Source organism: Myxococcus sp. AM010 (assembly GCF_013372585.1).
Lineage (GTDB): Bacteria > Myxococcota > Myxococcia > Myxococcales > Myxococcaceae > Myxococcus > Myxococcus vastator.
In genome coordinates, this window is the sequence record NZ_JABXEO010000022.1 from 1 (window position 1) to 23,070 (window position 23,070).

The following is a 23,070-nucleotide window of genomic DNA, read 5'->3' on the forward strand; positions in this document are numbered from 1 at the left end:
GGGGCCGGGTGGCCCGGGTGGGCGTCCCGGTGGTCCGGGCGGCCCGGGTGGGCGTCCCGGTGGTCCGGGCGGCCCGGGTGGGCGTCCCGGTGGTCCGGGCGGCCCGGGTGGGCGTCCCGGTGGTCCGGGCGGCCGTCCGTCCTACCAGGGGCCGGGCTCCTACCAGGGCGCAGGGCGTCCCGGCCAGGGGCCGGTGCGTCCGACCGCGGCGCCTGGCACGGGAGTGCAGGCCTCGGCCTCGGCCTCGCCGATACCTCAGGGCCCCACCATCATGGTCGGCGGCGTGCCGCACGCTCAGGTGTCGCCCACGGGCGCGGCCCGTCCCACGGCGACCCAGGCCGTCGTCATCTCGCGCCCGCTCATCCAGGTGCGCCGCGTGACGCCCACGGCCGGTCAGGCCAAGCAGTACCCCATGGCGCCGGGCCGCACGGGCATCCCCGAGCGGCGTGAGTACAAGGTGGTTCCGGACCACCTGGGCCGCGGCCGCGAGCTGGTGGACGTCTCCAAGAACAAGGAGCGTGGCCAGCGCAAGCGCACCACCGGTGATACGCAGAGCGTGTCCAAGCAGGAACTGACGGACATGGTCTGGGGCCGCGTCACCATCCCCATCCGTGGCAAGAAGCGCAAGCCCACGAAGAAGGGCGCCAAGACGCAGATCACCCAGATGGCCGAGGAGAAGAAGGTCATCAAGCTGCAGGAGGGCATCTCCGTGTCCGACCTGGGCCAGCGCATGGGTGTGCGCAGCGCCGAGCTCATCAAGAAGCTGATGGGCATGGGGAAGATGGCCACGGCCAACCAGATGGTGGACGCGGACACCGCGGAGATGGTCGCTGGCGACTACGGCTGGAAGATCGACCGCGTCGGCTTCGAGGTGGAGGACTACCTGCCCGAGGTGGAGGTCCGTCCCGAGAACGAGCGTCCCCGTCCGCCGGTCGTCACCATCATGGGCCACGTCGACCACGGCAAGACGAGCCTCCTGGACGCCATCCGGAAGGCCAACGTCGCGATGGGCGAGGCGGGTGGCATCACCCAGCACATCGGCGCGTACAGCATCACCACCGCGCGGGGCGACGTGACGTTCCTCGACACGCCGGGCCACGAGGCCTTCACGTCCATGCGCGCCCGTGGCGCCGACGTGACGGACATCGTGGTGCTGGTGGTGGCGGCGGATGACGGCGTGATGCCCCAGACGGCGGAGGCCATCAAGCACGCGAAGGCGGCGGAGGTTCCCATCGTCGTCGCCATCAACAAGATCGACGTGCCGGGCGCGAACCTGGACCGCGTGAAGAAGGACCTGGCCACCCACGAGCTCGTGCCGGAAGAGTGGGGCGGGGAGACCATCATGGTTCCCGTCTCCGCGAAGACGAAGGAGAACCTGGAGCTCCTGCTGGAGAACCTGGCCCTCCAGGCCGAGGTGCTCGAGCTGACCTCCAACCCGAGCCGCCCGTCGGTGGGCGCCATCATCGAGGCCAAGCTGGACCGCGGCCGTGGCCCGGTCGCCACGGTGCTGGTGCAGGAAGGCACGCTGAAGCTGGGTGACGCCGTCGTCACCGGTTCGCACTACGGCCGCGTCCGCGCGATGACGAACAGCCGCGGCGAGCAGGTGAAGGAAGTGAAGCCGGGCTACTGCGCCGAGGTCGTCGGCCTGTCCGGTGTGCCGAGCGCGGGTGACGCCATCAACGTGGTGGCGGACGAGAAGGCGGCCAAGCAGATCGCCGAGCACCGCAACATGAAGGAGCGGCAGACCGAGCTGTCCAAGGTCAGCCGCGAGTCCCTGGAGCAGCTGTTCGCCAAGACGAAGGCGGGCGGCGGTCCCAAGGAGCTGCGCGTCGTCATCAAGGCGGACGTGCAGGGCTCGGCCGAGGCCGTCAAGCAGGCCGTCCAGAAGCTCGCCACCCACAAGGTCAAGGTGGAGGTGGTCCACTCCGGCGTGGGCGCCATCACCGAAGGTGACGTGATGCGGGCGGCGGCCTCCAAGGGCGTCGTGCTGGGCTTCAACGTCAACCCGGAGTCCGGGGCGGAGGCCGCGGCCAAGGCCCAGGAAGTGGTGCTCAAGAGCTACTCCATCATCTACGAGCTCATCGACGGGGTTCGGTTGGAGATGGAGGGCCTGCTGGAGCCCATCCGCACCGAGCGCAAGCTGGGCCGTGCGGAGGTGCGCAACACCTTCAACGTGCCGCGGCTGGGCACCATCGCTGGTGCGGCGGTGCTGGACGGTGTCATGAAGCGCGGCGCCTTCGTCCGTCTCATGCGCGAGAACAAGCAGCTGTTCTCCGGGAAGATGGCGTCGCTGCGGCGCTTCAAGGACGACGTCAAGGAAGTCGCTCAGGGCTTCGAGTGCGGTATCGGCATCGAGAGCTTCAACGACCTCAAGCCGGGCGACATCATCGAGGCCTACGAGATCGAAGAGACTCGGCAGAGCCTCTCCTAGTTGCAGGAGAGCCCCGGCGCCTCCCTGAAACCCTGGGAAGACCCCATCTTCCCAGGGTGCTGATGCCCGGGTTGCCTCCGCCGTCGGGCGGGGCTACCCGTGGCAATGGGGGACTTTTATGTTCGTAGGTGTCGCACGCCTCACCCTGCAGATTCCGGACAGCGGCTCGCTGAAGTCCAAGCGGCAGGTGCTCCGCCGGGTGACGGACCGGCTCAAGGCCCGCTTCAACGTGGCGGTGGCCGAGGTCGATGACCAGGACCTCTGGCAGAAGGCCTCGCTGGCGCTCGCGGTGGTGGGCAACGAGCGTCGCCACGTGGACGAGCAGTTGGAGAAGGTCATCCACTTCGTCGAGGAGATGTATGTCGCCCCGCTGTTGTCGCGGGAGACGGAAATCCTCGGCTTCGGGGACCAGCTCTTCGCGGGTGGCCAGGCGGCCTCGCGAGGTTCCTTCTCGGCGCGGGCCGTGGATGAGGGCGCGGAGGCGTTGGACCTTTCCCCGGAGCAGGCGGCGGCGCAGTCGGAGGCCGCCATTGCCCGCTTCCTGCGCGGCGAGCGTGGCTCGCTCGCGGAGGCGGAGGGGTTGGGAGAGTGGGAAAGCCGCCATGAAGGCGGCATGGACGGCGGCACGGGCCGCCCGTCTCCGTCGAGCGGTGGACGGATGACGTTCGACGAGGCGCGGGCTCGGGCCCGCTCCCTGCGCAACCCGCGAGACTGGGAGAAGAAATGACGACGCATTCCCGACCGGAGCGCGTGGGGCAGGAAATCCAGGCGGCCATTGGTGACTTGCTCACCCGGGGCATGCTGAGGGACCCGCGCATCGGCTTCATCACCATCACCGGCGTGAAGGTCTCCCCGGACCTTCGCGTGGCCCGTGTCTTCTATTCGATGATGGGCAGCGAGCAGGAGCGGGCGGACACGCAGCAGGGCCTGGAAGCCGCCAAGGGCTTCGTGCGCCGCGAGGTGACGTCCGCCGTCAACCTGCGCGTGTCGCCGGAAATCTACTTCTCCTTCGACGAATCGGTGGGTGAAGGTGACAAGATTGACCGGCTGCTGCGCGAGGTCCGCAACAAGGAAGGCTGGTAGGTCCAGCCCCGGGCCTCCACGATTGGCGTGCCATGGACGGCGTCCTCGTCATTGACAAGCCCACCGGCCCCACGTCGTTCGACGTGGTCCGCCAGGTGCGTTCGCTGCTTCGCCTGAAGAAGGTGGGCCACACGGGGACGCTGGACCCGCTGGCCACCGGAGTGCTGCCGCTCTGCCTGGGGGAAGCCACCAAGGTCGCGGGCTTCATCACCGAGGGCGACAAGGCCTACGACGCCACGGTGCGTCTGGGCTCGGAGACGGACACCCTGGACGCGCAAGGGCAGGTGACGGCGCAGGCGCCCGTGCCGGCGCTGACGCCCGCCTTGATTGAGGCCGCGCTGGCGCGCTTCCGGGGCACCTTCGACCAGATTCCGCCCATGTATTCGGCGGTCAAGGTGGGTGGGAAGCGGCTCTACGAGCTGGCCCGTGCGGGCGAGGAAGTGGAGCGCGCCGCCCGCCAGGTGACGGTGTACGAGCTGGTGCTGCGGGACTTCTCCGCGGAGCGCCTGCAGCTGTCGGTGCGCTGCTCCAAGGGCTTCTTCGTGCGCACCCTGGCCCAGGAGGTGGGCCGGGCGCTGGGCTGTGGAGCCCACCTGGAGGCGCTGCGGCGTACCGCCAGTGGTCCCTTCTCCCTGGCGCAGGCGCTGCCGCTGGCGGACGTGCCGACGCTGCTGAAGGAGGGCGCGCTGGCCAGCCGGCTGATGACCATGTCGCATGCGCTGGTGGAGCTGCCGGAGGTGCGGGTGAGCGCCGCCGACGCCAGGCGCGTCTCCCACGGCGTCCCGGTGGAGGTCCCCGCTGGGAAGGCCGGACGGGTGCGCGTCATGGGCCCGGACGACGCGTTGCTGGCGGTGGCCGAAGTGGCGGGTGGCCGCCTGCGCTACCTGCGCGTCCTGGTGTAACGCCGGGATTTTTCGTGGGGTTGTGGCTGTACGTCTCCTCACGGTCCCGGACTTTCCGGGGCTGGCGGGCAGGCGTCGATGGTTGACCCCACGGGGGGTGAAGCTTATAAGCCCCCCCGCTCGTTAGAAGGATGCACCCGGTCTGTACCCCTCCGCGGACCGTGGTGACGCGAGCAGCAACCTCCACCGGAGCGGGCAAGGAAGAGCCTCATGTCGCTGCACCAGGAGCGTAAGTCGGAGCTGGTGTCGAAGTTCCGGACCCACGAGTCGGACACGGGTTCCCCCGAGGTCCAGGTGGCGCTGCTGTCCGAGCGCATCACCATGCTCACCGAGCACTTCAAGACGCACAAGAAGGACCACCACTCCCGCCGCGGTCTGCTGAAGTTGGTCGGTCAGCGCCGCCGCCTGCTGGACTACCTGAAGTCCAAGGACGTCGCGCGGTACAAGAAGCTCATCGACGGCCTCGGCATCCGCAAGTAGGCAGTTGAGCAGGACCCGGGGCGCTGGCAGAAACCAGCGCCCCGCGCGTTTAAGACGTAGGCAGTCATGCAGTGAAGTGAAGCAGTCGAAGCGCGGTGGGTGGAGGCGGGCAAGGGAGTGGTGGCTGCGGAGGTTTTGGTTTCCGTTCGGAGGGGCTGACTGCGGTCGGCCCCTGCGACCAGGGATCAAAAGTTCCGAGACATCCCTCCGGCGCTCCGCAAGCGCCCTCCGCAGTACATGCTGGCGGTTGCCTCAACTGGCGCCTGTCTTGAGGCCCTGGTGACCGCTCAAACACCCCGAGGACCCTCCCGGGGTGCCGGGTCCATTTCTCGGACCGGGTGCGCGCGGTGGGGTCTTCGCCCTGACGAATCCAGAGGCACGGACATGTTGAAGAAGAGCGTCAAGATTGGCGAGAGCGAGCTGAGCATTGAAGTGGGCCGTCTGGCGAAGCAGGCCGACGGTTCCGTGGTGGTTCGCTATGGCGACACCATGCTGCTGGTGACGGCGGTGAGCGCCCGGGAGAAGAAGGACATCGACTTCCTCCCCCTGACGGTGGAGTACCAGGAGAAGCTGTATTCGGCTGGCCGCATCCCCGGCAGCTACTTCAAGCGCGAGGGCCGCCTCACGGAGAAGGAGACGCTGACCAGCCGCCTGATTGACCGCTCCTGCCGCCCGCTCTTCCCCGAAGGCTACGCGTACGAGACGCAGGTCATCGCCAGCGTCATCTCCTCCGACCCGGAGAACGAGGGTGACATCCACGGCCTCACCGGCGCCTCCGCGGCGTTGTGGGCGTCGGACATCCCGTTTGATGGCCCCATCGCCGGCATCCGCGTGGGCCGCGTCGGCGGTCAGCTGGTGGCCAACCCCACCGCGAAGCAGCGCGAGCAGAGTGACCTGGACCTGATCATGGCGGTGAGCCGCAAGGCCATCGTCATGGTGGAGGGTGGCGCGGAGGAGGTCTCCGAGGCCGACATGGTCGCGGCGCTCGACTTCGGCTTCACGGCGGCGCAGCCCGCGCTGGACCTGCAGGACGAGCTGCGGCGCGAGCTGAAGAAGCAGGTCCGCGCCTTCGACAAGCCCGCCGCCGTGGACGAGGGCCTGCGCGCCAAGGTGCGCGAGCTGGCCATGGACGGCATCAAGGCGGGCTACGGCATCAAGGAGAAGGGCGCGCGCTACGAGTCGCTCGGCAAGACGAAGAAGGAGACGCTCGCCAGGCTCAAGGAGCAGCTGGGCGACGGCTACACCCCGGTGGTGGAGAAGCACGCCAAGTCGGTGGTGGAGGACCTGAAGTACGAGCACATGCGCGAGATGACGGTCAACGGTGGCCGCATCGGCGACCGTGGCCACGACGTGGTCCGTCAGATTACGTGCGAGGTGGGCGTGCTCCCGCGCACCCACGGCAGCGCGGTCTTCACGCGCGGCGAGACGCAGGCGCTCGTGGTCGCCACGCTGGGCACCAGCGATGACGAGCAGCGCCTGGAGATGCTGGGTGGCATGGCGTTCAAGCGCTTCATGCTGCACTACAACTTCCCGCCGTTCAGCGTGAACGAGACGAAGCCGCTGCGTGGCCCGGGCCGCCGTGAAGTCGGCCACGGTGCGCTGGCGGAGCGCGCGCTGCGCAACATGATTCCGAAGAGCGAGTCCTTCCCGTACACGGTGCGCCTGGTGTCGGACATCCTGGAGTCCAACGGCTCCTCGTCCATGGCCTCCGTCTGCGGCGGCACGCTGGCGCTGATGGACGCGGGTGTTCCGCTCAAGGCCCCGGTGGCCGGTATCGCCATGGGTCTGGTGAAGGAGGGCGACAAGATTGCCATCCTCTCCGACATCCTCGGTGACGAGGACCACCTGGGCGACATGGACTTCAAGGTGTGCGGCACCTCGAAGGGCATCACGTCCATCCAGATGGACATCAAGATTACCGGCCTCACGACGGAGATCATGAGCCGCGCCCTGGAGCAGGCGCGTCAGGGCCGCCTCCACATCCTGGGGGAGATGCTCAAGACGCTGGCCGAGTCCCGCAAGGAAATCAGCCAGTACGCGCCGCGCATCACCACCATCCAGATTCGTCCCGAGTTCATCAAGAACGTCATCGGGCCGGGCGGCAAGGTCATCAAGGACATCATCGCCCGCACCGGTGCCGCGATTAACATCGAGGACTCGGGCCGCGTGGACATCGCCAGCGCGAACGGCGACGCCGTGAAGGCCGCCATCGCGATGATTCAGGCGCTGACCCGCGAGGCCGAAATCGGGAAGATCTACACGGGCACGGTGCGCAAGATCGCCGAGTTCGGCGCCTTCGTGGAGCTGTTCCCGGGCACCGACGGCCTCATCCACATCTCCGAGCTGTCCGACAAGCGCGTCAAGAGCGTCTCCGACGTGCTGAACGAGGGCGACGAGGTGCTGGTGAAGGTCGTCAGCATCGACAAGACGGGCAAGATTCGCCTGTCGCGCAAGGAGGCCATGGCGGAGCGGACCGCGCAGCAGGGTGCCGCCGCCGCGGGTGAGGCCGCCGCGCAGCCGGCGCCCGCGCCCACGCAGCCGGACGCCAAGGCCTAGTGCCCGAAAGCCCGGGCTCCCTCACGGGGCGCCCGGCGCTCATGACGCCCCCTTCCGCCACCGCGCGGGAGGGGGTGTTTTCGTTTCGGGCCGGGGTGGCTTAGACACTTCCAGACGGGCCGTGCGTTGAGGAGCGAGCCCCAGCCGCAAGGAGGCTGTTTGCCACCTCGACCACCGCCCGCCTCGTCGTCCACGCCCTTCCTGGCGGACGTCTCCCGTTTCCTGGGGGCCTTCCGCTGGGCGTTCATGCCGCTGGGGCTGGTCGCGTTGGTGGCGGTGGGGGTGCACTCGGCGGCGGACACGCTGGATGAACGGCTGCTGGCGCTGGTGGACCGGGTGGACGCGGGCTTCGACGCGCTCGTGGGTCGCTCTTCGCTGACGGCGCCCCTGGTGGAGTGGGTGTCGCTGGAGCAGCGCACCCGGATCGCGCGCTTCCTCGCGCTCGCGTGGGAGCTGGCGGCGGACGTGGTGCTGGCGCTGCCCGCGCTGGGCTACCGCGAGGCGGCCGCACCGGTTCCAACGGAGGCGTGGCGCGCGGTGCTGGAGCCCCAGCAGGCCGCGCGTCCGACGTGGAGGCAGCTGTGGTCGCGGTGTCTGCGCAAGCCCACGCCCATGCGGTGGCTGCGGCCTCTCGCGACGGCGGCCGTGGTGCTGGCGGGCGCGTGCGCGGTGGCCAGACTCATCCAGGGCTCGGTATACCTCTCCTGGCGTGAGCTCTTCGGGGACGGCGCGGCGGACGTGGCGGCCCGGGTGCTGGCGGTGGCCTCGCTGGTGGGCGTCCTGGTTTCGCTCGGGTGGCGCGCGGTGCTGCGCAACCTTCAACACGCGGACGCGGTGTGTGAGGAAGCCGGGGGCACGGCGGCCTTGCGGCGCGGGCTCTTGGGCTGCGCGGTGGTGGTGCCGCTGGCCGTGGCGGCAGTGGTGGATGCGACGCCCTTGCTGTCTTTCTTCCGGTAGGTGCCCATGTTCCCGCGCCAGGCGAAAGGACTGCTGGACTTCTGCATGGCGGCGCTGTGCTTGTGGGCCGCGTACCACCACACGCCCGCGGGCGCGCTGGTGCGCAAGGCCACGGCGTGGGCCACGGGGACGCGTAGCACCGCACGGCCCTTGCTCGCGTACTACGACGGCGTCAGTGGCACCTCGTTGTCAACGCCGCTGGTGGCTCCCGACGTGCCCCTGTCGCGGGCCCTCACGGATGCGGAGGCCCTGGCCTGGGGAACCCACCTGGCGCTCAAGGGCGCACAGGTGCGAGCCCGCCAGCCCGCGCTGGAGCTGGCCGCGGAGTTGGGCGTCCCCGCCGCGTCGCTGTTGGACCCGCAGACGGGCCCGGTGGCCGCGCGCAGCCTGCACACGGCGCTGGCCAAGGACTTTCCAGGAGAGGAGGCCCGGCTCACGGCGCTCTTCGCGGGCCGAGTCCCCGCGCGCTACGCGCTGGAGCGGGTGGCGGCGGAGGGTGGGGCGCCCACGCTGGAGCGCCTGTCGGGGCAGCTCCCGCCGGGCTTCGAGGACGCCTCCGTGGGCGCCGCACAGGCCCTGGCGCTGGCCACCGCCTTCGGGCTGGCGTGGCCCGTCCATGAGAGCGCGCGTGTGACGAGTCCCTTCGGCGAGCGCTTCCACCCGGTGCTGGGGCGCCGGAAGCTGCACACCGGCGTGGACCTGGGCGTGCCGGTGGGGACGCCCGTGGTGGCGGTGGCGGACGGCGTCGTGCGGCGTGCCAGCGAGGACGCCGTGAATGGCCGCGTGCTGGTGGTGGACCACGGGCGGGGCGTGACGACGGCGTACTGTCACAACTCGGAGCTGCTGGTGAAGGTGGGGCAGCGCGTGCGCCGGGGAGAGCGGGTGGCGCACTCGGGCAACACGGGCCGCTCCACCGGCCCCCACCTGCACTACCAACTGGAGCTGGCGGCGCGGCCCATGGACCCGCTGAAGTTCCGCACCGCCTTGCGGTCCGTGGCGAAGGGCGCCGCGCCATGAGGCCTGACGCTCGAGGTTGTCACGCCGCCGTGGCACGAGGCGGCGGCAGCTGTGTTAGTCCCAGCGCATGTCTTCCCCCCTCACGGTGAAGGTGCGCCGCGTGCGCCCCCATGCGGAGCCCCTGCCACTTCCCCGCTACGAGACGGCACAGGCCGCGGGCCTGGACCTGCGCGCGGACATCGACGGGGAGCGGGTGCTGGGGCCCCTGGAGCGGCTGGCGGTGCCCACAGGGCTCGCGCTCGCGCTACCCGCTGGGTACGAAGGGCAGGTGCGTCCGCGCTCGGGCCTGGCGCTGCGGCATGGCGTCACCCTCCTCAACGCGCCGGGGACGGTGGACGCGGATTACCGGGGAGAGGTGCAGGTCATCCTCGTCAACCTCTCCAACGAGCCCTTCACCCTGCGTCGGGGCGACCGCGTGGCCCAGCTGGTGGTGGCCGCCGTGCCACCCGTCGCCCTCCAGGAGGTGGAGGTACTGGAGGAAACCTCCCGGGGTGGAAATGGCTTCGGGTCCACGGGCCGCTAGTCGCTGACTTCCGCGCTCGGCGTTCCTTGATGACAGGGGAGCGTGCAGAATAAGAGGCTGGGCCTTCCCCCGAGGTGGCCCCCCGACTGCCTCCTGGAGTACGCCAGCTTTGCTCTGCTACCGCTGCGGCAGCCTCGTTCCTGCCTCCCAAGACACCTGTCCCACCTGTGGGCTGAAGCACGATGCCGCGGCGCGTCCTCCCGCCGGGGCGGCTCGCCGGCGCAACGCGGACGGCGCACCCTACAAGCCAGGGGACGTCGTCGCCGGCCGCTACGCCATCCAGGAAGTGGTGGGCTCCGGGCCCATGGGCTTCGTCTTCCGGGCCCTGGACGAGGAGATTGACGTCGAAGTGGCGCTCAAGGCCGTGCACCCGCGACTGGTGCAGCAGCCCGAGGAGCGCATGCAGTTTTCGCTGTCCATGCGCGTGGCCAAGAAGCTCAGCCATCCGAACCTCCTGCGCGTGTACGAGGAGGGCGTGGATGGGGACCGGCCCTTCATCACCCTACAGCTGCTGGAGGGCATGACGCTGCGCCGGATGCTGGAGCAGCGCACCGCGCGGGGGCAGCTCTTCTCGCTGAAGGAAGTGGAGCCGCTGCTGTCGCAGATGGCGGCGGCCCTGGACGCGGCGCACCGCTTCGGGCCGCACTCCGACCTCAAGCCGGAGAACGTCATCGTCCTGCCGGACCTGCTCAAGGTGACGGACTACGGCCTGGGCCTGGCCGTGCCACACCTGCCCTTCGTGCAGGCCCAGAAGGGGCAGCGCGCGGACGTCTACATCGCGCCGGAGTACGTGGGCGGGGGCGAGTTGGACACGCGCATGGACGTGTACTCGCTCGCGGTCATCGTGGGGGAGCTGCTCACCGGGCTCGTGCCCGAGGACGGCGTCATCCCCGGCCTGACGATGCACCACCCGGACCTGCCGACCTCCATCGAGGCGCTGTACCGGCGCGCGCTCAACTTCAACCCGCTGGCCCGTCCGAAGACGGCGGGTGAGCTCCTCACCGAGTTCTCCAATATCCTGGCGCGCACGCCGGCCGCGGTGGTGTCGCGCGCGCGGAGCCTCCCGGCCCCTCCGGGCTCGTCGGCCGCGAACACCGCGAGGCAGGCGGCGAGGCCTCCGCCTCCGGTGCCCACGGGCATGCTCCCGGCCGTGCAGGAGGAGGACCTGCCTCCGCCGCCCGGGGTCGCCGCGCCCAAGCCGCCCGCGCCCATCCCGGACCTGCCGCCGGTGGATGCCACGCAGCCGCTGGACGCGGCGTCGCTGGCCGCCATCATGGGCCGAGGCAAGCCCGCGTCTGCGTCCGCGCCGCAGCACCTGACGGAGCAGGCGCTGCCCTTCATCGCGCCGCCCGTCGCCGCGAAGGCGGCACCTTCGGCGCAGGGAAGCGCTTCGCGGCCCGTGTCGTCTCCGCCCGTGCCCTCCCGCTCCGCGCCGGCGCGGAAGGACTCCGAGGACACCAGCGCGCGTGGCGCCGCGTCCGCGCAGGAGTCCGAGGCCGCGCTGAGCCGCTCCGCCGCGCCCACGCAGGTGGACGCCCCCGCGGTGACGGATGGCCGCTCCAGCGCGATGACCCTGGACGAGGCGCCCGCGGTGCCCACGGGCCGCCCCGCCGCGCCCACGCTGGACGCCGCGCCCGCGGTGGGCCGCTCCCGTTCACGGGCTCGCGACGGCGCGCAGAACGAGGCGTCGTCTCGTTCGAGCGAAGGCGGTGCCGAGGACACCGGCAGCCGTGGCCGCGGCCGTGCCTCCGAGGACTCCGGTGTTCGCACCCGCCGCCGGGGTTCGGAGGTGTCGGACCCGGGCGCTCGCTCCGGCGCGAAGCGGAGTGAGCCGTCGGAAGGCTCCAGCGCTCGCGCCGCGCCGCGCGGAGCGGTGCTCACCAGGTCCGCCACGCGCGCGGCGAAGCCCCAGCGTTCGATGCTGAGGCTGGCGCTGCTCGTCCTCGGCTGCCTGGCGTTGGGCGCGGGCGGGGGCTTCCTGGCCATCAAGGCGCTGCAGAAGTCCGGAGGGCAGGGGGCTCGTGGCGAGGCGCCTGCTGCCGGGGCTGGTGGCGCGGCCGCGGTGGCGGCGCCCGTGGGGGGATGTCCCGCGGGCATGCGGCTGGTGAGTGGCGGGGCCTTCAAGATGGGCCGGAGCGACGACGACGCACTGGCCAGCCCGGACGAGCGCCCCGTCGCGAGCATCCAGGTGTCTTCCTTCTGCGTGGATGAGTACGAGTTCCCCAACCAGGCTGGCGCGGCGCCGAAGGTGGCCGTGGCCTGGGAAGAGGCGCGGGGCGCGTGCGAGCGCGAGGGCAAGCGGCTCTGCACGGAAGAGGAATGGGAGAAGGCATGCAAGGGCCCTGGCAACTCGCGGTTCCCCTTCGGCGAGGAGCAGGCCGTGGGCGCGTGCAACACCGCGGCGGCCTCGGGGGGACTGGCGGTCTCCGGGCGCTTCGCGCGGTGCAAGTCGGGCTACGCGGTGATGGACCTGGCGGGCAACGCGGCGGAGTGGACGTCCACCCGCTTGGACGGCCAGGGCTACGCGCTGAAGGGCGGCGCCTTCGACCAGCCGGACCCGGCGTCACGCTGCTCGGCGCGGAGCAACGGCGTGCCCACGGAGCGCTCGAACGCGGTGGGCTTCCGCTGCTGCGCGAGCGTGCGGCAATGAAGGGCTGCGTCGTCGCGCTCCTCGTCGCGCTGCTGCCGGCGGTGGCCGTGGCGCAGCAGCCGGCCCGTCCCCGCGTGGTGGCGGTGAAGTCCGCCCACCTGGCGCCGTATGCCTCCGTCATCGCCGGGTTCGCGGCGGAGGCTCGGGCGGAGGTGCAGGAGGTCATGCTGGACGAAAGCGCGGGCGCGGCCGCGCGGCTCTTCAAGAAGCTGGCGGCGCAGAAGCCCGCGCTGGTGCTGGCCCTGGGTCCCCTGGCCGCCAACGCCGCACGGCGCTCGCTGGGCGAGGACGTGCCCGTCCTCTTCGCCATGGTGCCCTACTACGAGAAGTACGGGCTGGATGGCGCCAACGTCACCGGCATCTCCCTCACCAGCGACATGGGGCCGGAGCTGGAGGCGCTGAAGGCCATGTCGCCGAAGGTGAAGCGCGTGGGCATCCTGCATGACCCGCGGTTCTCGGCGGGGACGGTGACGCAGGCCCGCGCGGCGGCGGCCTCGAAGGGCATGTCCATCCTCCCGCTGGAGATGAAGGCGGGGGGCCGGGCGGAGAAGGCGTTGGACGGCGCGGTGGGCAAGGTGGACGCGCTGCTGATGGTGGCGGACAAGACGGTGGGCAACGCGGCGGTCGTCCAGGCGCTCATCGCCTTCGCGACGGCGCACCGGGTGCCGCTGGCCGCGTTGACGCCCAGCCAGGTGAAGGAAGGGGCCACGCTGGCGCTCTCGCCCAGTCCCACGGCCATTGGCCAGCAGGCCGGGCGGCTGGCCAACCGCATCATCCACGAGAAGGTGAATCCAGGAGCGCTGGCGGTGGTTCAGCCCGAGGGGCTGGACTTGTCTCTCAATCTCACCGCCGCCAGGAAGTTGGGTCCGTCCTCCGACGCCGTGCTGGAACTCCTCCGGCTCGCGGCGCGGCGGGACTTTGCCGTGAAGGTCTACGAGTGATTCCGCGATACAGCCGTCAGGAGATGTCCTCCCTCTGGTCCGATGAGGCCCGTTACAGTCGTTGGCGCGACGTGGAGCTCGCCGCCCTGGAGGGCATGGTGGAGGCCGGGCTTGCGCCCCGCGAGGCGCTGCGGGACTGCCTTGCTCGCGCGGGCGACTTCACGCCCGAGGACGCGGCGAAAATCGAGGAGATTGAGCGCACCACCAAGCACGACGTCATCGCCTTCCTCACCTTCATGGAGGAGCGGGTGGGGCCCAGCGCGCGCTGGCTGCACCTGGGCATGACGTCGTCGGACGTGCTGGACACGTCGCTGGCGCTCACGCTGCGCGACGCGCTGGAGCTCATCCTGAAGGATGTGGACCGCGTCATGGCCGCGGTGGAGAAGCGCGCCTTCGAGCACAAGCACACGCTGCAGATGGGCCGCAGCCACGGCATCCACGCGGAGCCCATCACCTTCGGCCACAAGCTGGCCATCTGGTACGACGAGCTGCGCCGCGCCCGCACGCGCCTGGAGCACGCGCGTGAGAGCATCGCCGTGGGGAAGATTTCCGGCGCGGTGGGCACCTTCGCGCACCTGCCACCAGCAGTGGAGGAGCACGTCTGCCGCAAGCTGGGCCTCAAGCCCGCGCCGGCCTCCAGCCAGGTGGTGCAGCGGGACAGGCACGCGGAGTTCTTCACCGCGCTGGCGCTGCTGGGCTCGAGCATCGAGAAGTTCGCCGTGGAGATTCGCCACCTCCAGCGCACGGAGGTGCGTGAGGCGGAGGAGCCCTTCACCGCGGGACAGAAGGGCTCCAGCGCCATGCCGCACAAGCGCAACCCGATTCTGTCGGAGAACCTCACCGGCCTGGCGCGCCTGCTGCGCGGCTACGCGGTGAGCGCCATGGAGGACGTGGCGCTGTGGCACGAGCGGGACATCTCCCACTCCTCCGTGGAGCGCGTCATCGGCCCGGACGCCACCATCCTCGCGGACTTCATGCTCATCCGCTTCGCGCGGCTGATGGAGGACCTGCGCGTCTACCCGGAGCAGATGAAGAAGAACCTGGACCTGCTGGGCGGCGTGGTGAACTCGCAGCGCCTCTTGTTGGAGCTGGCGCGCAAGGGCATGGACCGGCAGGCCGCCTACGTCATCGTCCAGCGCAACGCGATGAAGCTGTACGAGGAAGGACTCGACTTCCGGCAGGCCCTGCTCGCGGACGAGGACCTGCGGAAGATGATGACGCCCGAGGAGATTTCCGACTGCTTCTCCCCGGGCTACCACACGCGCCACATGGACGACGTCTTCCAGCGCGTCTTCGGCCGGAGCGCGTAGGCGCCCCGTGCCGGTGCCGGAGGAGGGCTACTTCAGGTAGCCCTTCTCACGCAGGTTGCGCTCGATGCGGGCCTTCACGTCGCCCGGCTCCAGCGTCAGCGTCGTGCCCGTAATCTGCTCGTAGGCGGCCACGTACTTCGCGGCCAGGTCCACGCGCACCTCATCGGGGATGGGCGGCGGCGTGCCCTGGCCGGAGAAGCTCCGCTCGCGGATGAGCCACTGGCGGATGTTCTCCTTGTCCAGCATGCGCTGCGCTTCGCCCTTCGCGAAGCGCGCCTCGTACTCGTCGGCCACCCAGTAGCGGCTGGAGTCCGGGGTGTGCATCTCGTCGATGACGTAGAGCGTGTCGCCCACCTTGCCGAACTCGTACTTGGTGTCCACGAGGATGAGGCCTCGCGTGCGCGCCCACCGCTGCCCTTCGGCGAAGAGGCCCAGCGCGGCCTCGGAGATGCGCGCCCAGTCACGCGGCGTGGCCAGCCCTCGCGCCAGCAGCGCCTGTTCGGAGATGGGCTCGTCGTGCAGGCCGTACTCCGCCTTGGTGGACGGGGTGATGATGGGGGCGGGGAAGGGCTCGTCCTTGCGCAGGCCGTCCGGGAAGGGCAGGTCGTAGGCGGTGTGCGCGCCCTTCTGGTAGTCGCGCCACAGGCTGCCGGTGAGGTAGCCGCGCACCACCACCTCCACGGCGAAGGGCTGACAGGCGCGCGCCACGGTGACGTTGGCGTCGGGCACGTCCAGCACGTGATTGGGGACGATGTGCTTCGTGCGCTCGAACCAGAAGGCAGAGAGCCGGTTGAGCACCTCGCCCTTGAAGGGGATGGTGGTGAGGATGTGGTCGAACGCGGACAGGCGGTCCGTCGTCACCAGGATAAGCCGGTCATCCTGCCGGTACGTCTCGCGAACCTTGCCACGGTAGTGCTGGCCGAGCGCGGGCAGGTCCGTCTGCTGGAGGGTGAGGGGAAGCTGCGCGTGAAGTGCGGAGGTATTCACTGTCGCCTCGCGGCCCCTCTCTCGCGGGAAGGGCGAGAGGCAACAGGGCCTGACTTGAGGCGCGCGACTCTACTGGAGCGAAGCGGGCAGGGAAGAAGGACCGTACGCCGCTGCCAGGTAGAGGAAAGCTGGGTTGATGCGCAGGATTCCATCCACGTAAGCGACCGCGTACGGCGCGCCCGACGCCCGGTCCACCTGCACCGCGCTGTCCGGCGCGATGCCCCAGTGGGCGAGCAGCGTGCGGGCCACCAGCTCTGCGGCTTCACGCTCGGAGAGGCCCTGGAGGCCCTCGCGGCGGTCATCCGGCCAACGCTCTCCGCCAGACTCGAACACCAGCTCCAAGGGCGCGCCCGCGTCGGGGGCCTGGAACAGGTCCATCTTCGGGTCGAAGCCCGGCGCGGCGAGCAGCTCGCCCTGACGGCTGACGGGGAAGAGGACCAGGGCCTGGGCTGCTTGCCCGGCTTCAACGACGGACTGCCGGGCCACCTCGCGGAAGAGCTCCAGCCGCGTCGACGAAGACTCGAACTCGAGGAACTCCGGCGGATTGGTGAGGGCCTGCCGCGCGCTCACCGTGGCACGGACAGGTGCACCGACCTCACCACAGGCGGTGAGGACCGTCACGAGAGAGAGGAGCAACCCAGGGAGCCAGCGACGCATCGACGGGGAATATACCGATCTGCTTCGGGATCAACCAGCTAAACTCAGCGCATGCGGCCAGGGGAGCAGCTTACCGTTGTCCTTCATCAGACGCGTTCCACCGACAACCTCGGCGCCGTGGCCAGAATCATGGCCAACTTCGGGTACTCACGACTGATTTTGTCCGAGCCGGTGCTGAAGTCCATCGAGGGCGCGGAGCGTCTCGCGGTCAAGAGTGACTTCGTCCTGCGGGGCATGGAGGTGATGTCCGACCTGGGCGAAGCGCTGAAGGACTGCGTGTACGCGGTGGGCACGACTTCTCGTACCCAGCTCAAGGGCCGCACCGTGCTGACGCCAGAGGAGGCCATGCAGCGGCTGGCGGAGGAGAGCGTGCGCGGACGCGTGGCGCTCGTCTTCGGCGGCGAGCAGCGGGGCATGTCCGACGAAGACCTGGCGCGGTGCACGGACGTGCTCGCGATTCCCACGTCGGCGGTGCAGCCGTCCATGAACCTGGCGCAGTCGTCGGCGGTGCTGCTGTACCTCTGCCACCGTCAGGGGCTCACGCCCACGGCCGCGGTGGAGGAGGCGCCGGGGGCGAAGCTGGGCACGCTGGGGGCGCTGGCGAAGCGGATGCGGGACGTCATGCTGCGCGCGGAGTTCCTCAACCCGCAGGCGCCGCAGCATGTGCTGAACGAGCTGGAGCAGACGTTGATGCGAGCGCGGCTGACCCAGCGCGAGGCGGAGCTGTGGCTCACGGCCTTCAAGCACCTGGAGCGCGCGGTGACGCGGGGCGCCTCTCCCTGAGGAAGAGGCCACCCCGGCGCCGACGGCGAGTCGCGGGCTACGCCGCGTCCTTCTTGAAGGCCTCGCCGTGGTGCTTCTCACACAGGCCGGCCTTGAACGTCTTCACGCGGCACTCCGGCTTGGAGCAGGTGCGGTAACGGCTGTGCGGCAGGTCGCCCTGGCGCCACTGCTTGTAGTGGAAGTAGCAGTAGTTCTTGGCGCGGTAGGGGCGCTTGCAGCCCTCCACGGTGCACGCCTTCTTGCCATTGCTCTTGGCGAAACGCGGCCAACTGGTGCGCTTCGGGGTCGTCTGGGCCTCGGCCATTGCGAAACTCTCCTGCGAAACGATGCGAAGTCGCGGCGCCACACCGAGGTGGACCCGCCGCAAGGGTACGGAAAAAGGCGCACTGTCTAGCGCCCATGCCCCCCGAACGCAAGGAGCCCGGGAAACCAGGGGGCCGCGGCGGGGCCGCTCCGGACTTCAGGGCGCGGGGGCGTCTTGTCCAGAACCCCCTGTCCCGGGGCCTGCTTCCCCCGAGGGCGGGGCCGCCTGGCGGCTCTTCGAGCGGGGCACCGGCGACAGCAGGTCGTCCAGCACCGGCTGAGGGGCCCCCGCGTGCCGCCCGGGCCCGGTGCTGGCCATGGTGGGCGGGGGCGCCTCCTCGGAGGGCATCTCGTCCAGCTTGAGGGTCAGCTTCATCGGGCGCCCCAGCCGGTGGACCTGGAACTTCACGTCACGGCCCACGCCCCGGGCGGCCACCTGCCAGCGCAGCGCATGCGCCCGGCGCACGCTCCGCTGGTCCACCCTGACGATGACGTCGCCCACCTGCAGGCCCGCGCGCTCGGCCGGACCGCCTTCGACGATGTCCGTCACCACCACCCCTCGGCCGCGCCGCAGGTTGAAGGCCTCGGCCACCTCGGGCGAGAAGTCCTGCACGCTCATGCCCAGCCACCCGCGGCGCACGCGGCCGTGGGCCTTGAGGTGCGGAATCACCGTCTTCGCGATGTCGATGGGGATGGCGAAGCCGATGCCCTGGCCCGCCACGTTGACGGCGTTGGCCACCGCCACCACGTCGCCGTGCAGGTCCAACACCGGCCCGCCGGAGTTGCCCGGGTTGATGGAGGCGTCCATCTGCATGTAGTCGAAGTCGCCGTCGCGCCCGTTGGGCGTCACGTCCGTGCGGCCCATGTAGCTGACCACGCCCACCGTCACCGAGTGCGCCAGCCCGAACGGGTTGCCGATGACGACAATCCAGTCCGCCGAGCGCACGTGTGACGCGGAGGCCAGCTTCAGCACGGGCAGCTTGCGGGGCGCGGCGATTTTCAGCAGCGCGCAGTCGGTGCGGGCGTCCTCGCCCACGATGATGGCCTCGAACTCCTCCACGTAGCCACGCGGGTGCAGGACGGAGACGATGACCTCCGCCGCGCCCTCCACCACGTGCGCGCTGGTGAGGACGTAGCCGTCCGGATGGATGATGAAGCCGGAGCCGATGCCCTTCTGCGCGTCTTCTCCAGCGGCGGCGGCCTGCATGTCGGCGGCCTGCTGCGTGGTGATGGACACCACGGAGGGCATGGCGCGCCGGGCGACGTCGCTCAGCGTGGAGCGTTGCTTCTGGAGCGCGCGGTTCTGCGACTCCACCCACAGCCGGTTTCGCTCGCGGCCGGTGGCTTGCGCTGGCAGCACCAGCGCGCACACCAGCGCGGCGAACAGGATGACACTCTTGCCTCGCGCCCTGCCCATGGCCCCGCCTCCACCCCGACCATCCGCCTTCGGTGCAACCTAAGGAGGCGGGAAGGCCAGGGGAAGCGGGCCCGACGGCGGACTACTTCTTCTGCGCGATGATGCGGTTCACCGCTGCACGGTCCTCGGCGCTGATGCGCTCACGAGGCGACGAATCCTTGTTTCCGGCGACGGCGTCCTTGGCGTCCTCGTACGCGTCCTCCAGCCCGTCCTTGAGCCGATCCACCGCGGCCGGGTTCACCGAGCGGCTCCACGCCCGCTCCATGTGGTTCAGCGGCGTGCGGCCATCCACCTTGCCCGAAGCCAGGAAGACGCCGAGCCCCACCGCACAGCACGTCCAGACGATGAACTTCAATGCGTTCACGCTCACAGCCTCCTACCTCTTCGTACATCAAGAAGGCGGGCGTGGCCAGTTTCCGACCGCGGCGGTGTCCAATGCGCTGACAGCGCGGGGTGGGCCCTTTAATGTCCGCGCGCTTGCAACCCGAAGAACTCTTTCAGGCGGCCCGTGAGCGGGCGGCGCAGCTGGACGTAGGGCGTGGCGACGCGGCGGTGGAGCGGGTGCGCGCGGCGGCCTCGGCCCTCTTCGTCCGTATCCCCGAACCGCCGGTGTACCGCCGCGCGGAGGACCCTTCCCGCAAGGCCGCCCAGGCCCTGCTCCCCGAAGTCGAGCGGGTGCTGGCGGAGGCGCTGGCCGCGGGGCGGGATGGCTCGGCGGTGGCCCCGCTGGAGAAGCTGGTGGCCGCGCTGCTGGCCCACGGCGAGGCGCTCTGCCACACGGCGGCCGGACGGCTGGAGGCGGCGGAGACGGCCTGGCGCCGGGCGCAGGAGCTGGAGCGCGCCGCGCACCCGACGCGCCACCTGGTGACGTCGCCGCCGCGTCCGCCGCCGGTGTTCGACAAGGGCTCGCGCGTGTCGCGTTATGACCCGCGCAACGCGCCCCAGGCGGGCGTGAAGCTGGTGTGTCCGAACATGGGCTGCAAGCGGGTGGGGGACTACGCGTTCCTCACCAGCCACGCCTACAACCGCTTCATCTGCCCGGTCTGCCGCACGCCCTTCCTGGCGTACTTCGGCGAGCTGCGCGGGCTGGAGGTGGAGGTCGGCCGCAGCTCCAAGCGGTACTTCTTCACGGTGGACGAGGTCGGCACCACGGGCAGCACGCGCATCGAGTTCGAGGAGGCCAGCGGCCAGGAGTTCCCCTCGGCGCGGCGCGACCTGCTGGCCTTCATCTACACGGAGGCGCGCGAGCTGAAGGCGGTGGTGAACCTCACCAACCAGCGGCTCATGTGGGTGAGCCCGGCGTCCTCGTGCTTCGTGGCCACGGTGGCGTTCGGCGACGGCGCGCCGGAGCTCGTGGCCTTCCGCGCCTACCGCGACGACGTGCTGCGGAAGAGCGCGCCGGGCCGGGTGTTCATCCGGGGCTACTATCGGTGGGGCCCTGACGTGGCGGCGTGGGTGTCGCGGCGTCCGGTGGCCCGTGAGGGTGTGCGGTGGGCGCTGCGGCGGGTGCATGGCCGCCTGACGAGGAGTGGATTCCAGTGACGGAAAGCATCGGGGCTCCGCCTCCGGCCCCGGAGAAGGCGGGCGCCGGAACGAAGGTGGTGCTGGGGCTGTTGGGGGCGCTCGGCGTGGGCGGCGTGGTGTACCTGGGCGTGCTGGAGGCGCAGCGGGCCCGGCTGGTGCCGGATGGGACGTCCGCGCCGTCCATGGAGATGGCGCGCCATGGCGGCGGCACGCTGAAGCTGGAGGACCTGAAGGGCCAGGTGGTGATGCTGGACTTCTGGGCCACCTGGTGCCCGCCGTGCCGGGAGGAGATGCCGGCGCTGGTGAAGCTGGCCAAGGAGTACGAGCCGCAGGGGCTCGTCTTCGTCGCGGCCAGCCGGGATGACGGCGACCGCGCGCCCAGGCTGGTGGAGGCCTTCATGCGCAACCACCTGCCGGACCTGGCGCCGTACGTGGTGTACGCGGACGACGACGTGGCGCGGGCCTTCCAGGTCAGCGCGCTGCCGACGCTCTACTTCCTGGACCGCGAGGGCAAGGTGATGGACGCGCAGCGAGGCGCGCTGTCCGAGGACGGCATCCGCCGCCGCATCGAGCGCGCGCTCAAGCAGCCCTGAGCCACGCCGCCCTTCCGCCTCAGGGCTTCTTTTCTGGGGGCGCGGCCGGGACGACGGTCTCCTTCTTCTCCGTCTCCACCTCCGAGCGAACGAGCCGGAAGTCGACGCGCCGGTTCTTCGCGCGGCCCAGCGCCGTGTCGTTGGTGGCAATCGGGTTGTTGAAGCCGAAGCCCTTGGAGCTGAGGCGCTTGCGCGCGATGCCCTTGGCCACCAGGTAGTCGAGCACGGACTTCGCGCGGCGGTCGGACAGGCCCATGTTGAGGGCGCGCGAGCCGCGGTTGTCGGTGTGGCCTTCGATGAGCACGGGGCCCAGCGTCGGGTTCTTCCGCAGCACCGTCGCCACCTCGTCCAGCAGCGGGTAGGAGCGCTTCTGGATGACGGCGGAGCCCGTCTCGAAGAGCACGTTGCCCTTGATGCGGATGCGGTCCGATTCAACGACGACGTAGGGCGGTGAGTCGAACGGGCAGCCGTTGTTCTCCGGCGGGCCGAACTCCTCGGGGCAGTCGTCCTCGTTGTCGGGCACCTCGTCGCCGTCGGTGTCCGGGCAGCCGTCGTAGTCCTTCGGGCCGGGCTGGTACGGGCACTTGTCGAGCGGGTCGGGGATTCCGTCGCCGTCCGCGTCGTTCTCGTCCTCCGGGCAGCCCTTGTTGGACTTGGGGCCCGGCTTGTCGACGCAGGCGTCCTCGCCGTCGACGACGCCGTCGCCGTCCGTGTCGTGGTTCGGGTCCGGGCAGCCCTTGGTGTGCTTGGGGCCCTTCTCGTTGGCGCAGCCGTCCTCGCCGTCCGGAATCCCGTCGCCGTCGTTGTCCGGGTCGGGGCAGCCGTCGCCGTCCTGGAAGCCGTCCTTGTCCTCGGGCTCGTTGGGGCAGCGGTCGCGGATGTCGGGCACGCCGTCTCCGTCCGAGTCGACGAACGTCTCGTCGTAGCGCACCGCGAACATCACCCGCAGGGCCTCGCGGCCGTAGCCGCTGGACAGGTTGATGCCGCGGCCGACGTTCAGCTCCATGCCCCAGTTGCCCCAGACCTTCGCGCGGGCGCCCACCAGCGCCTCCCACGGCGTCTTGAGCGTGTCGGCCTGGTCGAAGTTGAAGGGGCGCACCAGCGGGGTGCCCAGGTGCATCTCCGCCACGGCCTCCACGTCCGTGAAGCGGCCCATGTTGGGCAGCTCGGCGATGGCGCCGGCGCCCAGCGTCAGCTCGTCATCGACGAGCAGGTTGAGGTACTGCGCATGGGGCCGCAGCCGCACACCCACGTTTCCGAGCACGCGAACGGGCACGGGGAGGAAGGTGAACCGCTGCTCCAGCGCGACGCGAGGCGCCCAGAGCACGCCGCGCTCGCCGGTGAAGCTGGAGGCGCTGCCGGTGGGCAGCCGGACCTCGGCGACGAGCGACACGCCCACCGGGAACGTCTCCCGGTCCAGCAGGTGGACGCGCGGCAGCAGGCGGATGTCGCCCAGCGTGGTGCGGCCCACGCCCGCGGCGCCCGGGAAGTTGGGGGCGTCCAGCGCGTCACGCAGCAACTGGAAGTTGTCACCCTGGAGCAGCGTGACGGGCAGGTCCACCGCCAGCTCCAGGCGCTCATGGAGCTGATAGGCGAACAGCAGGTGCGCATCGAGCCGGTAGGGCAGCAGGTCGCCCAGCTTCTCGTCGCCCAGCTTCAGGGAGAGGATGCGCCAGTTGAAGTCGAACAGGAGCGCCGCGCGGAAGCTGCCAACGGGCAGCGCGTTGCTCGTTCCTTCCAGCGCGATACCGCTGTGCTGGGCCGCGGTGGCCTTGACGGGAACGGCGTCGAACCCGCGGGCGAACGGGTCGTGGTCGGCGTGCGCAGCCACCGAGGCCAGCAGCAGGCCCAGGACGGCGAGTCGGGTGGCTGAGCCACGCAAGCTGATGCCTCGCATGTTTCAGGCTCTTAGCACCCGACTCCGGGGGGTGGAAGGAAATGACCCACCCCCCGGCA

General features: G+C 70.4%; 21 protein-coding genes. 15 read left to right on the forward strand and 6 right to left on the reverse strand.

Going from position 1 to position 23,070, the window contains the following annotated elements:
- From infB to purB, 12 genes are all read left to right on the forward strand, one after another.
- The coding region (gene infB / locus HV826_RS13410) for a translation initiation factor IF-2 (RefSeq protein ID WP_255217202.1) at positions 1–2,431 on the forward strand (2,431 nt) is incomplete at its 5' end.
- A gap of 118 nt (positions 2,432–2,549) precedes the next feature.
- Positions 2,550–3,158 carry a DUF503 domain-containing protein gene (locus HV826_RS13415; RefSeq protein WP_176417410.1) on the forward strand — a complete coding sequence of 203 codons (609 nt, stop codon included), beginning with the start codon at positions 2,550–2,552 and terminating at the stop codon, positions 3,156–3,158.
- Complete coding sequence (gene rbfA / locus HV826_RS13420) at positions 3,155–3,514, forward strand: 30S ribosome-binding factor RbfA (RefSeq protein WP_176417411.1); 360 nt, start codon at positions 3,155–3,157, stop codon at positions 3,512–3,514. The genes HV826_RS13415 and rbfA overlap by 4 nt, the downstream gene beginning before the upstream one ends.
- A 32-nt stretch (positions 3,515–3,546) precedes the next feature.
- Positions 3,547–4,416: a tRNA pseudouridine(55) synthase TruB gene (gene truB, locus HV826_RS13425; RefSeq protein ID WP_176417412.1), complete on the forward strand. Its 870-nt coding sequence runs from the start codon at positions 3,547–3,549 to the stop codon at positions 4,414–4,416.
- 210 nt (positions 4,417–4,626) lie between these two features.
- Entirely contained in the window at positions 4,627–4,896 is a 270-nt protein-coding gene (rpsO, locus tag HV826_RS13430) for a 30S ribosomal protein S15 (RefSeq protein ID WP_011552156.1), read from the forward strand.
- Between the two features lie 384 nt (positions 4,897–5,280).
- On the forward strand, positions 5,281–7,452 hold the full coding sequence (pnp, locus tag HV826_RS13435) for a polyribonucleotide nucleotidyltransferase (RefSeq protein ID WP_176417413.1): 2,172 nt from the start codon (positions 5,281–5,283) through the stop codon (positions 7,450–7,452).
- 159 nt (positions 7,453–7,611) lie between these two features.
- On the forward strand, positions 7,612–8,409 hold the full coding sequence (locus HV826_RS13440) for a hypothetical protein (RefSeq protein WP_176417414.1): 798 nt from the start codon (positions 7,612–7,614) through the stop codon (positions 8,407–8,409).
- A 6-nt stretch (positions 8,410–8,415) separates the two neighbouring features.
- A complete protein-coding gene (locus tag HV826_RS13445; RefSeq protein ID WP_176417415.1) occupies positions 8,416–9,426 on the forward strand; it encodes a M23 family metallopeptidase in 1,011 nt (336 codons plus the stop codon).
- A 67-nt stretch (positions 9,427–9,493) separates the two neighbouring features.
- Entirely contained in the window at positions 9,494–9,949 is a 456-nt protein-coding gene (gene dut, locus HV826_RS13450) for a dUTP diphosphatase (RefSeq protein ID WP_176417416.1), read from the forward strand.
- Between the two features lie 109 nt (positions 9,950–10,058).
- Positions 10,059–12,599: a bifunctional serine/threonine-protein kinase/formylglycine-generating enzyme family protein gene (locus HV826_RS13455; protein ID WP_176417417.1), complete on the forward strand. Its 2,541-nt coding sequence runs from the start codon at positions 10,059–10,061 to the stop codon at positions 12,597–12,599.
- Positions 12,596–13,540, forward strand: coding sequence for an ABC transporter substrate-binding protein (locus tag HV826_RS13460; RefSeq protein WP_176417418.1), 945 nt, complete (start codon positions 12,596–12,598; stop codon positions 13,538–13,540). The genes HV826_RS13455 and HV826_RS13460 overlap by 4 nt, the downstream gene beginning before the upstream one ends.
- Positions 13,537–14,850 (forward strand): adenylosuccinate lyase, encoded by a 1,314-nt coding sequence (gene purB / locus HV826_RS13465; protein WP_176417419.1) that lies wholly within the window; start codon positions 13,537–13,539, stop codon positions 14,848–14,850. The genes HV826_RS13460 and purB overlap by 4 nt, the downstream gene beginning before the upstream one ends.
- Before the next feature lie 27 nt (positions 14,851–14,877).
- Here purB and HV826_RS13470 read toward each other — a convergent pair whose 3' ends face one another.
- Positions 14,878–15,837 (reverse strand): phosphoribosylaminoimidazolesuccinocarboxamide synthase, encoded by a 960-nt coding sequence (locus HV826_RS13470; RefSeq protein WP_176417420.1) that lies wholly within the window; start codon positions 15,835–15,837, stop codon positions 14,878–14,880.
- 69 nt (positions 15,838–15,906) lie between these two features.
- Positions 15,907–16,494: a hypothetical protein gene (locus HV826_RS13475; RefSeq protein WP_176417421.1), complete on the reverse strand. Its 588-nt coding sequence runs from the start codon at positions 16,492–16,494 to the stop codon at positions 15,907–15,909.
- A gap of 51 nt (positions 16,495–16,545) precedes the next feature.
- On the opposite strand from HV826_RS13475, the gene HV826_RS13480 reads away from it, so the two are divergent.
- On the forward strand, positions 16,546–17,277 hold the full coding sequence (locus HV826_RS13480) for an RNA methyltransferase (RefSeq protein ID WP_176417422.1): 732 nt from the start codon (positions 16,546–16,548) through the stop codon (positions 17,275–17,277).
- A 37-nt stretch (positions 17,278–17,314) separates the two neighbouring features.
- On the opposite strand, the gene HV826_RS13485 is transcribed toward HV826_RS13480, so the two are convergent.
- The 3 genes from HV826_RS13485 to HV826_RS13495 form a co-directional block, all read right to left on the reverse strand.
- On the reverse strand, positions 17,315–17,581 hold the full coding sequence (locus tag HV826_RS13485) for a vegetative protein (protein WP_163782665.1): 267 nt from the start codon (positions 17,579–17,581) through the stop codon (positions 17,315–17,317).
- 156 nt (positions 17,582–17,737) lie between these two features.
- Positions 17,738–18,997, reverse strand: coding sequence for a trypsin-like peptidase domain-containing protein (locus tag HV826_RS13490; protein ID WP_176417423.1), 1,260 nt, complete (start codon positions 18,995–18,997; stop codon positions 17,738–17,740).
- An 82-nt stretch (positions 18,998–19,079) separates the two neighbouring features.
- A complete protein-coding gene (locus HV826_RS13495) occupies positions 19,080–19,367 on the reverse strand; it encodes a hypothetical protein (RefSeq protein WP_176417424.1) in 288 nt (95 codons plus the stop codon).
- Between the two features lie 95 nt (positions 19,368–19,462).
- Between HV826_RS13495 and HV826_RS13500 the strand changes: the two genes are divergently transcribed.
- Both HV826_RS13500 and HV826_RS13505 read left to right on the forward strand, forming a co-directional pair.
- On the forward strand, positions 19,463–20,539 hold the full coding sequence (locus tag HV826_RS13500) for a CFI-box-CTERM domain-containing protein (RefSeq protein ID WP_176417425.1): 1,077 nt from the start codon (positions 19,463–19,465) through the stop codon (positions 20,537–20,539).
- A complete protein-coding gene (locus HV826_RS13505) occupies positions 20,536–21,114 on the forward strand; it encodes a TlpA disulfide reductase family protein (protein WP_176417426.1) in 579 nt (192 codons plus the stop codon). The genes HV826_RS13500 and HV826_RS13505 overlap by 4 nt, the downstream gene beginning before the upstream one ends.
- A 19-nt stretch (positions 21,115–21,133) precedes the next feature.
- Here HV826_RS13505 and HV826_RS13510 read toward each other — a convergent pair whose 3' ends face one another.
- A complete protein-coding gene (locus HV826_RS13510) occupies positions 21,134–23,011 on the reverse strand; it encodes an OmpA family protein (RefSeq protein ID WP_176417427.1) in 1,878 nt (625 codons plus the stop codon).
- Positions 23,012–23,070: the final 59 nt, after the last annotated feature.

What these genes read in the sequence shown, in the direction of transcription:
- HV826_RS13500 (WP_176417425.1), top strand. Translation starts at nt 19,463, where the DNA reads ATGTCCGCGCGCTTGCAACCCGAAGAACTCTTTCAGGCGGCCCGTGAG.
- HV826_RS13490 (WP_176417423.1), bottom strand. Translation starts at nt 18,997, where the DNA reads ATGGGCAGGGCGCGAGGCAAGAGTGTCATCCTGTTCGCCGCGCTGGTG.
- HV826_RS13475 (WP_176417421.1), bottom strand. Translation starts at nt 16,494, where the DNA reads ATGCGTCGCTGGCTCCCTGGGTTGCTCCTCTCTCTCGTGACGGTCCTC.
- HV826_RS13510 (WP_176417427.1), bottom strand. Translation starts at nt 23,011, where the DNA reads ATGCGAGGCATCAGCTTGCGTGGCTCAGCCACCCGACTCGCCGTCCTG.
- dut (WP_176417416.1), top strand. Translation starts at nt 9,494, where the DNA reads ATGTCTTCCCCCCTCACGGTGAAGGTGCGCCGCGTGCGCCCCCATGCG.
- HV826_RS13445 (WP_176417415.1), top strand. Translation starts at nt 8,416, where the DNA reads ATGTTCCCGCGCCAGGCGAAAGGACTGCTGGACTTCTGCATGGCGGCG.
- HV826_RS13415 (WP_176417410.1), top strand. Translation starts at nt 2,550, where the DNA reads ATGTTCGTAGGTGTCGCACGCCTCACCCTGCAGATTCCGGACAGCGGC.
- truB (WP_176417412.1), top strand. Translation starts at nt 3,547, where the DNA reads ATGGACGGCGTCCTCGTCATTGACAAGCCCACCGGCCCCACGTCGTTC.
- HV826_RS13460 (WP_176417418.1), top strand. Translation starts at nt 12,596, where the DNA reads ATGAAGGGCTGCGTCGTCGCGCTCCTCGTCGCGCTGCTGCCGGCGGTG.
- rbfA (WP_176417411.1), top strand. Translation starts at nt 3,155, where the DNA reads ATGACGACGCATTCCCGACCGGAGCGCGTGGGGCAGGAAATCCAGGCG.
- HV826_RS13485 (WP_163782665.1), bottom strand. Translation starts at nt 17,581, where the DNA reads ATGGCCGAGGCCCAGACGACCCCGAAGCGCACCAGTTGGCCGCGTTTC.
- rpsO (WP_011552156.1), top strand. Translation starts at nt 4,627, where the DNA reads ATGTCGCTGCACCAGGAGCGTAAGTCGGAGCTGGTGTCGAAGTTCCGG.
- HV826_RS13480 (WP_176417422.1), top strand. Translation starts at nt 16,546, where the DNA reads ATGCGGCCAGGGGAGCAGCTTACCGTTGTCCTTCATCAGACGCGTTCC.
- pnp (WP_176417413.1), top strand. Translation starts at nt 5,281, where the DNA reads ATGTTGAAGAAGAGCGTCAAGATTGGCGAGAGCGAGCTGAGCATTGAA.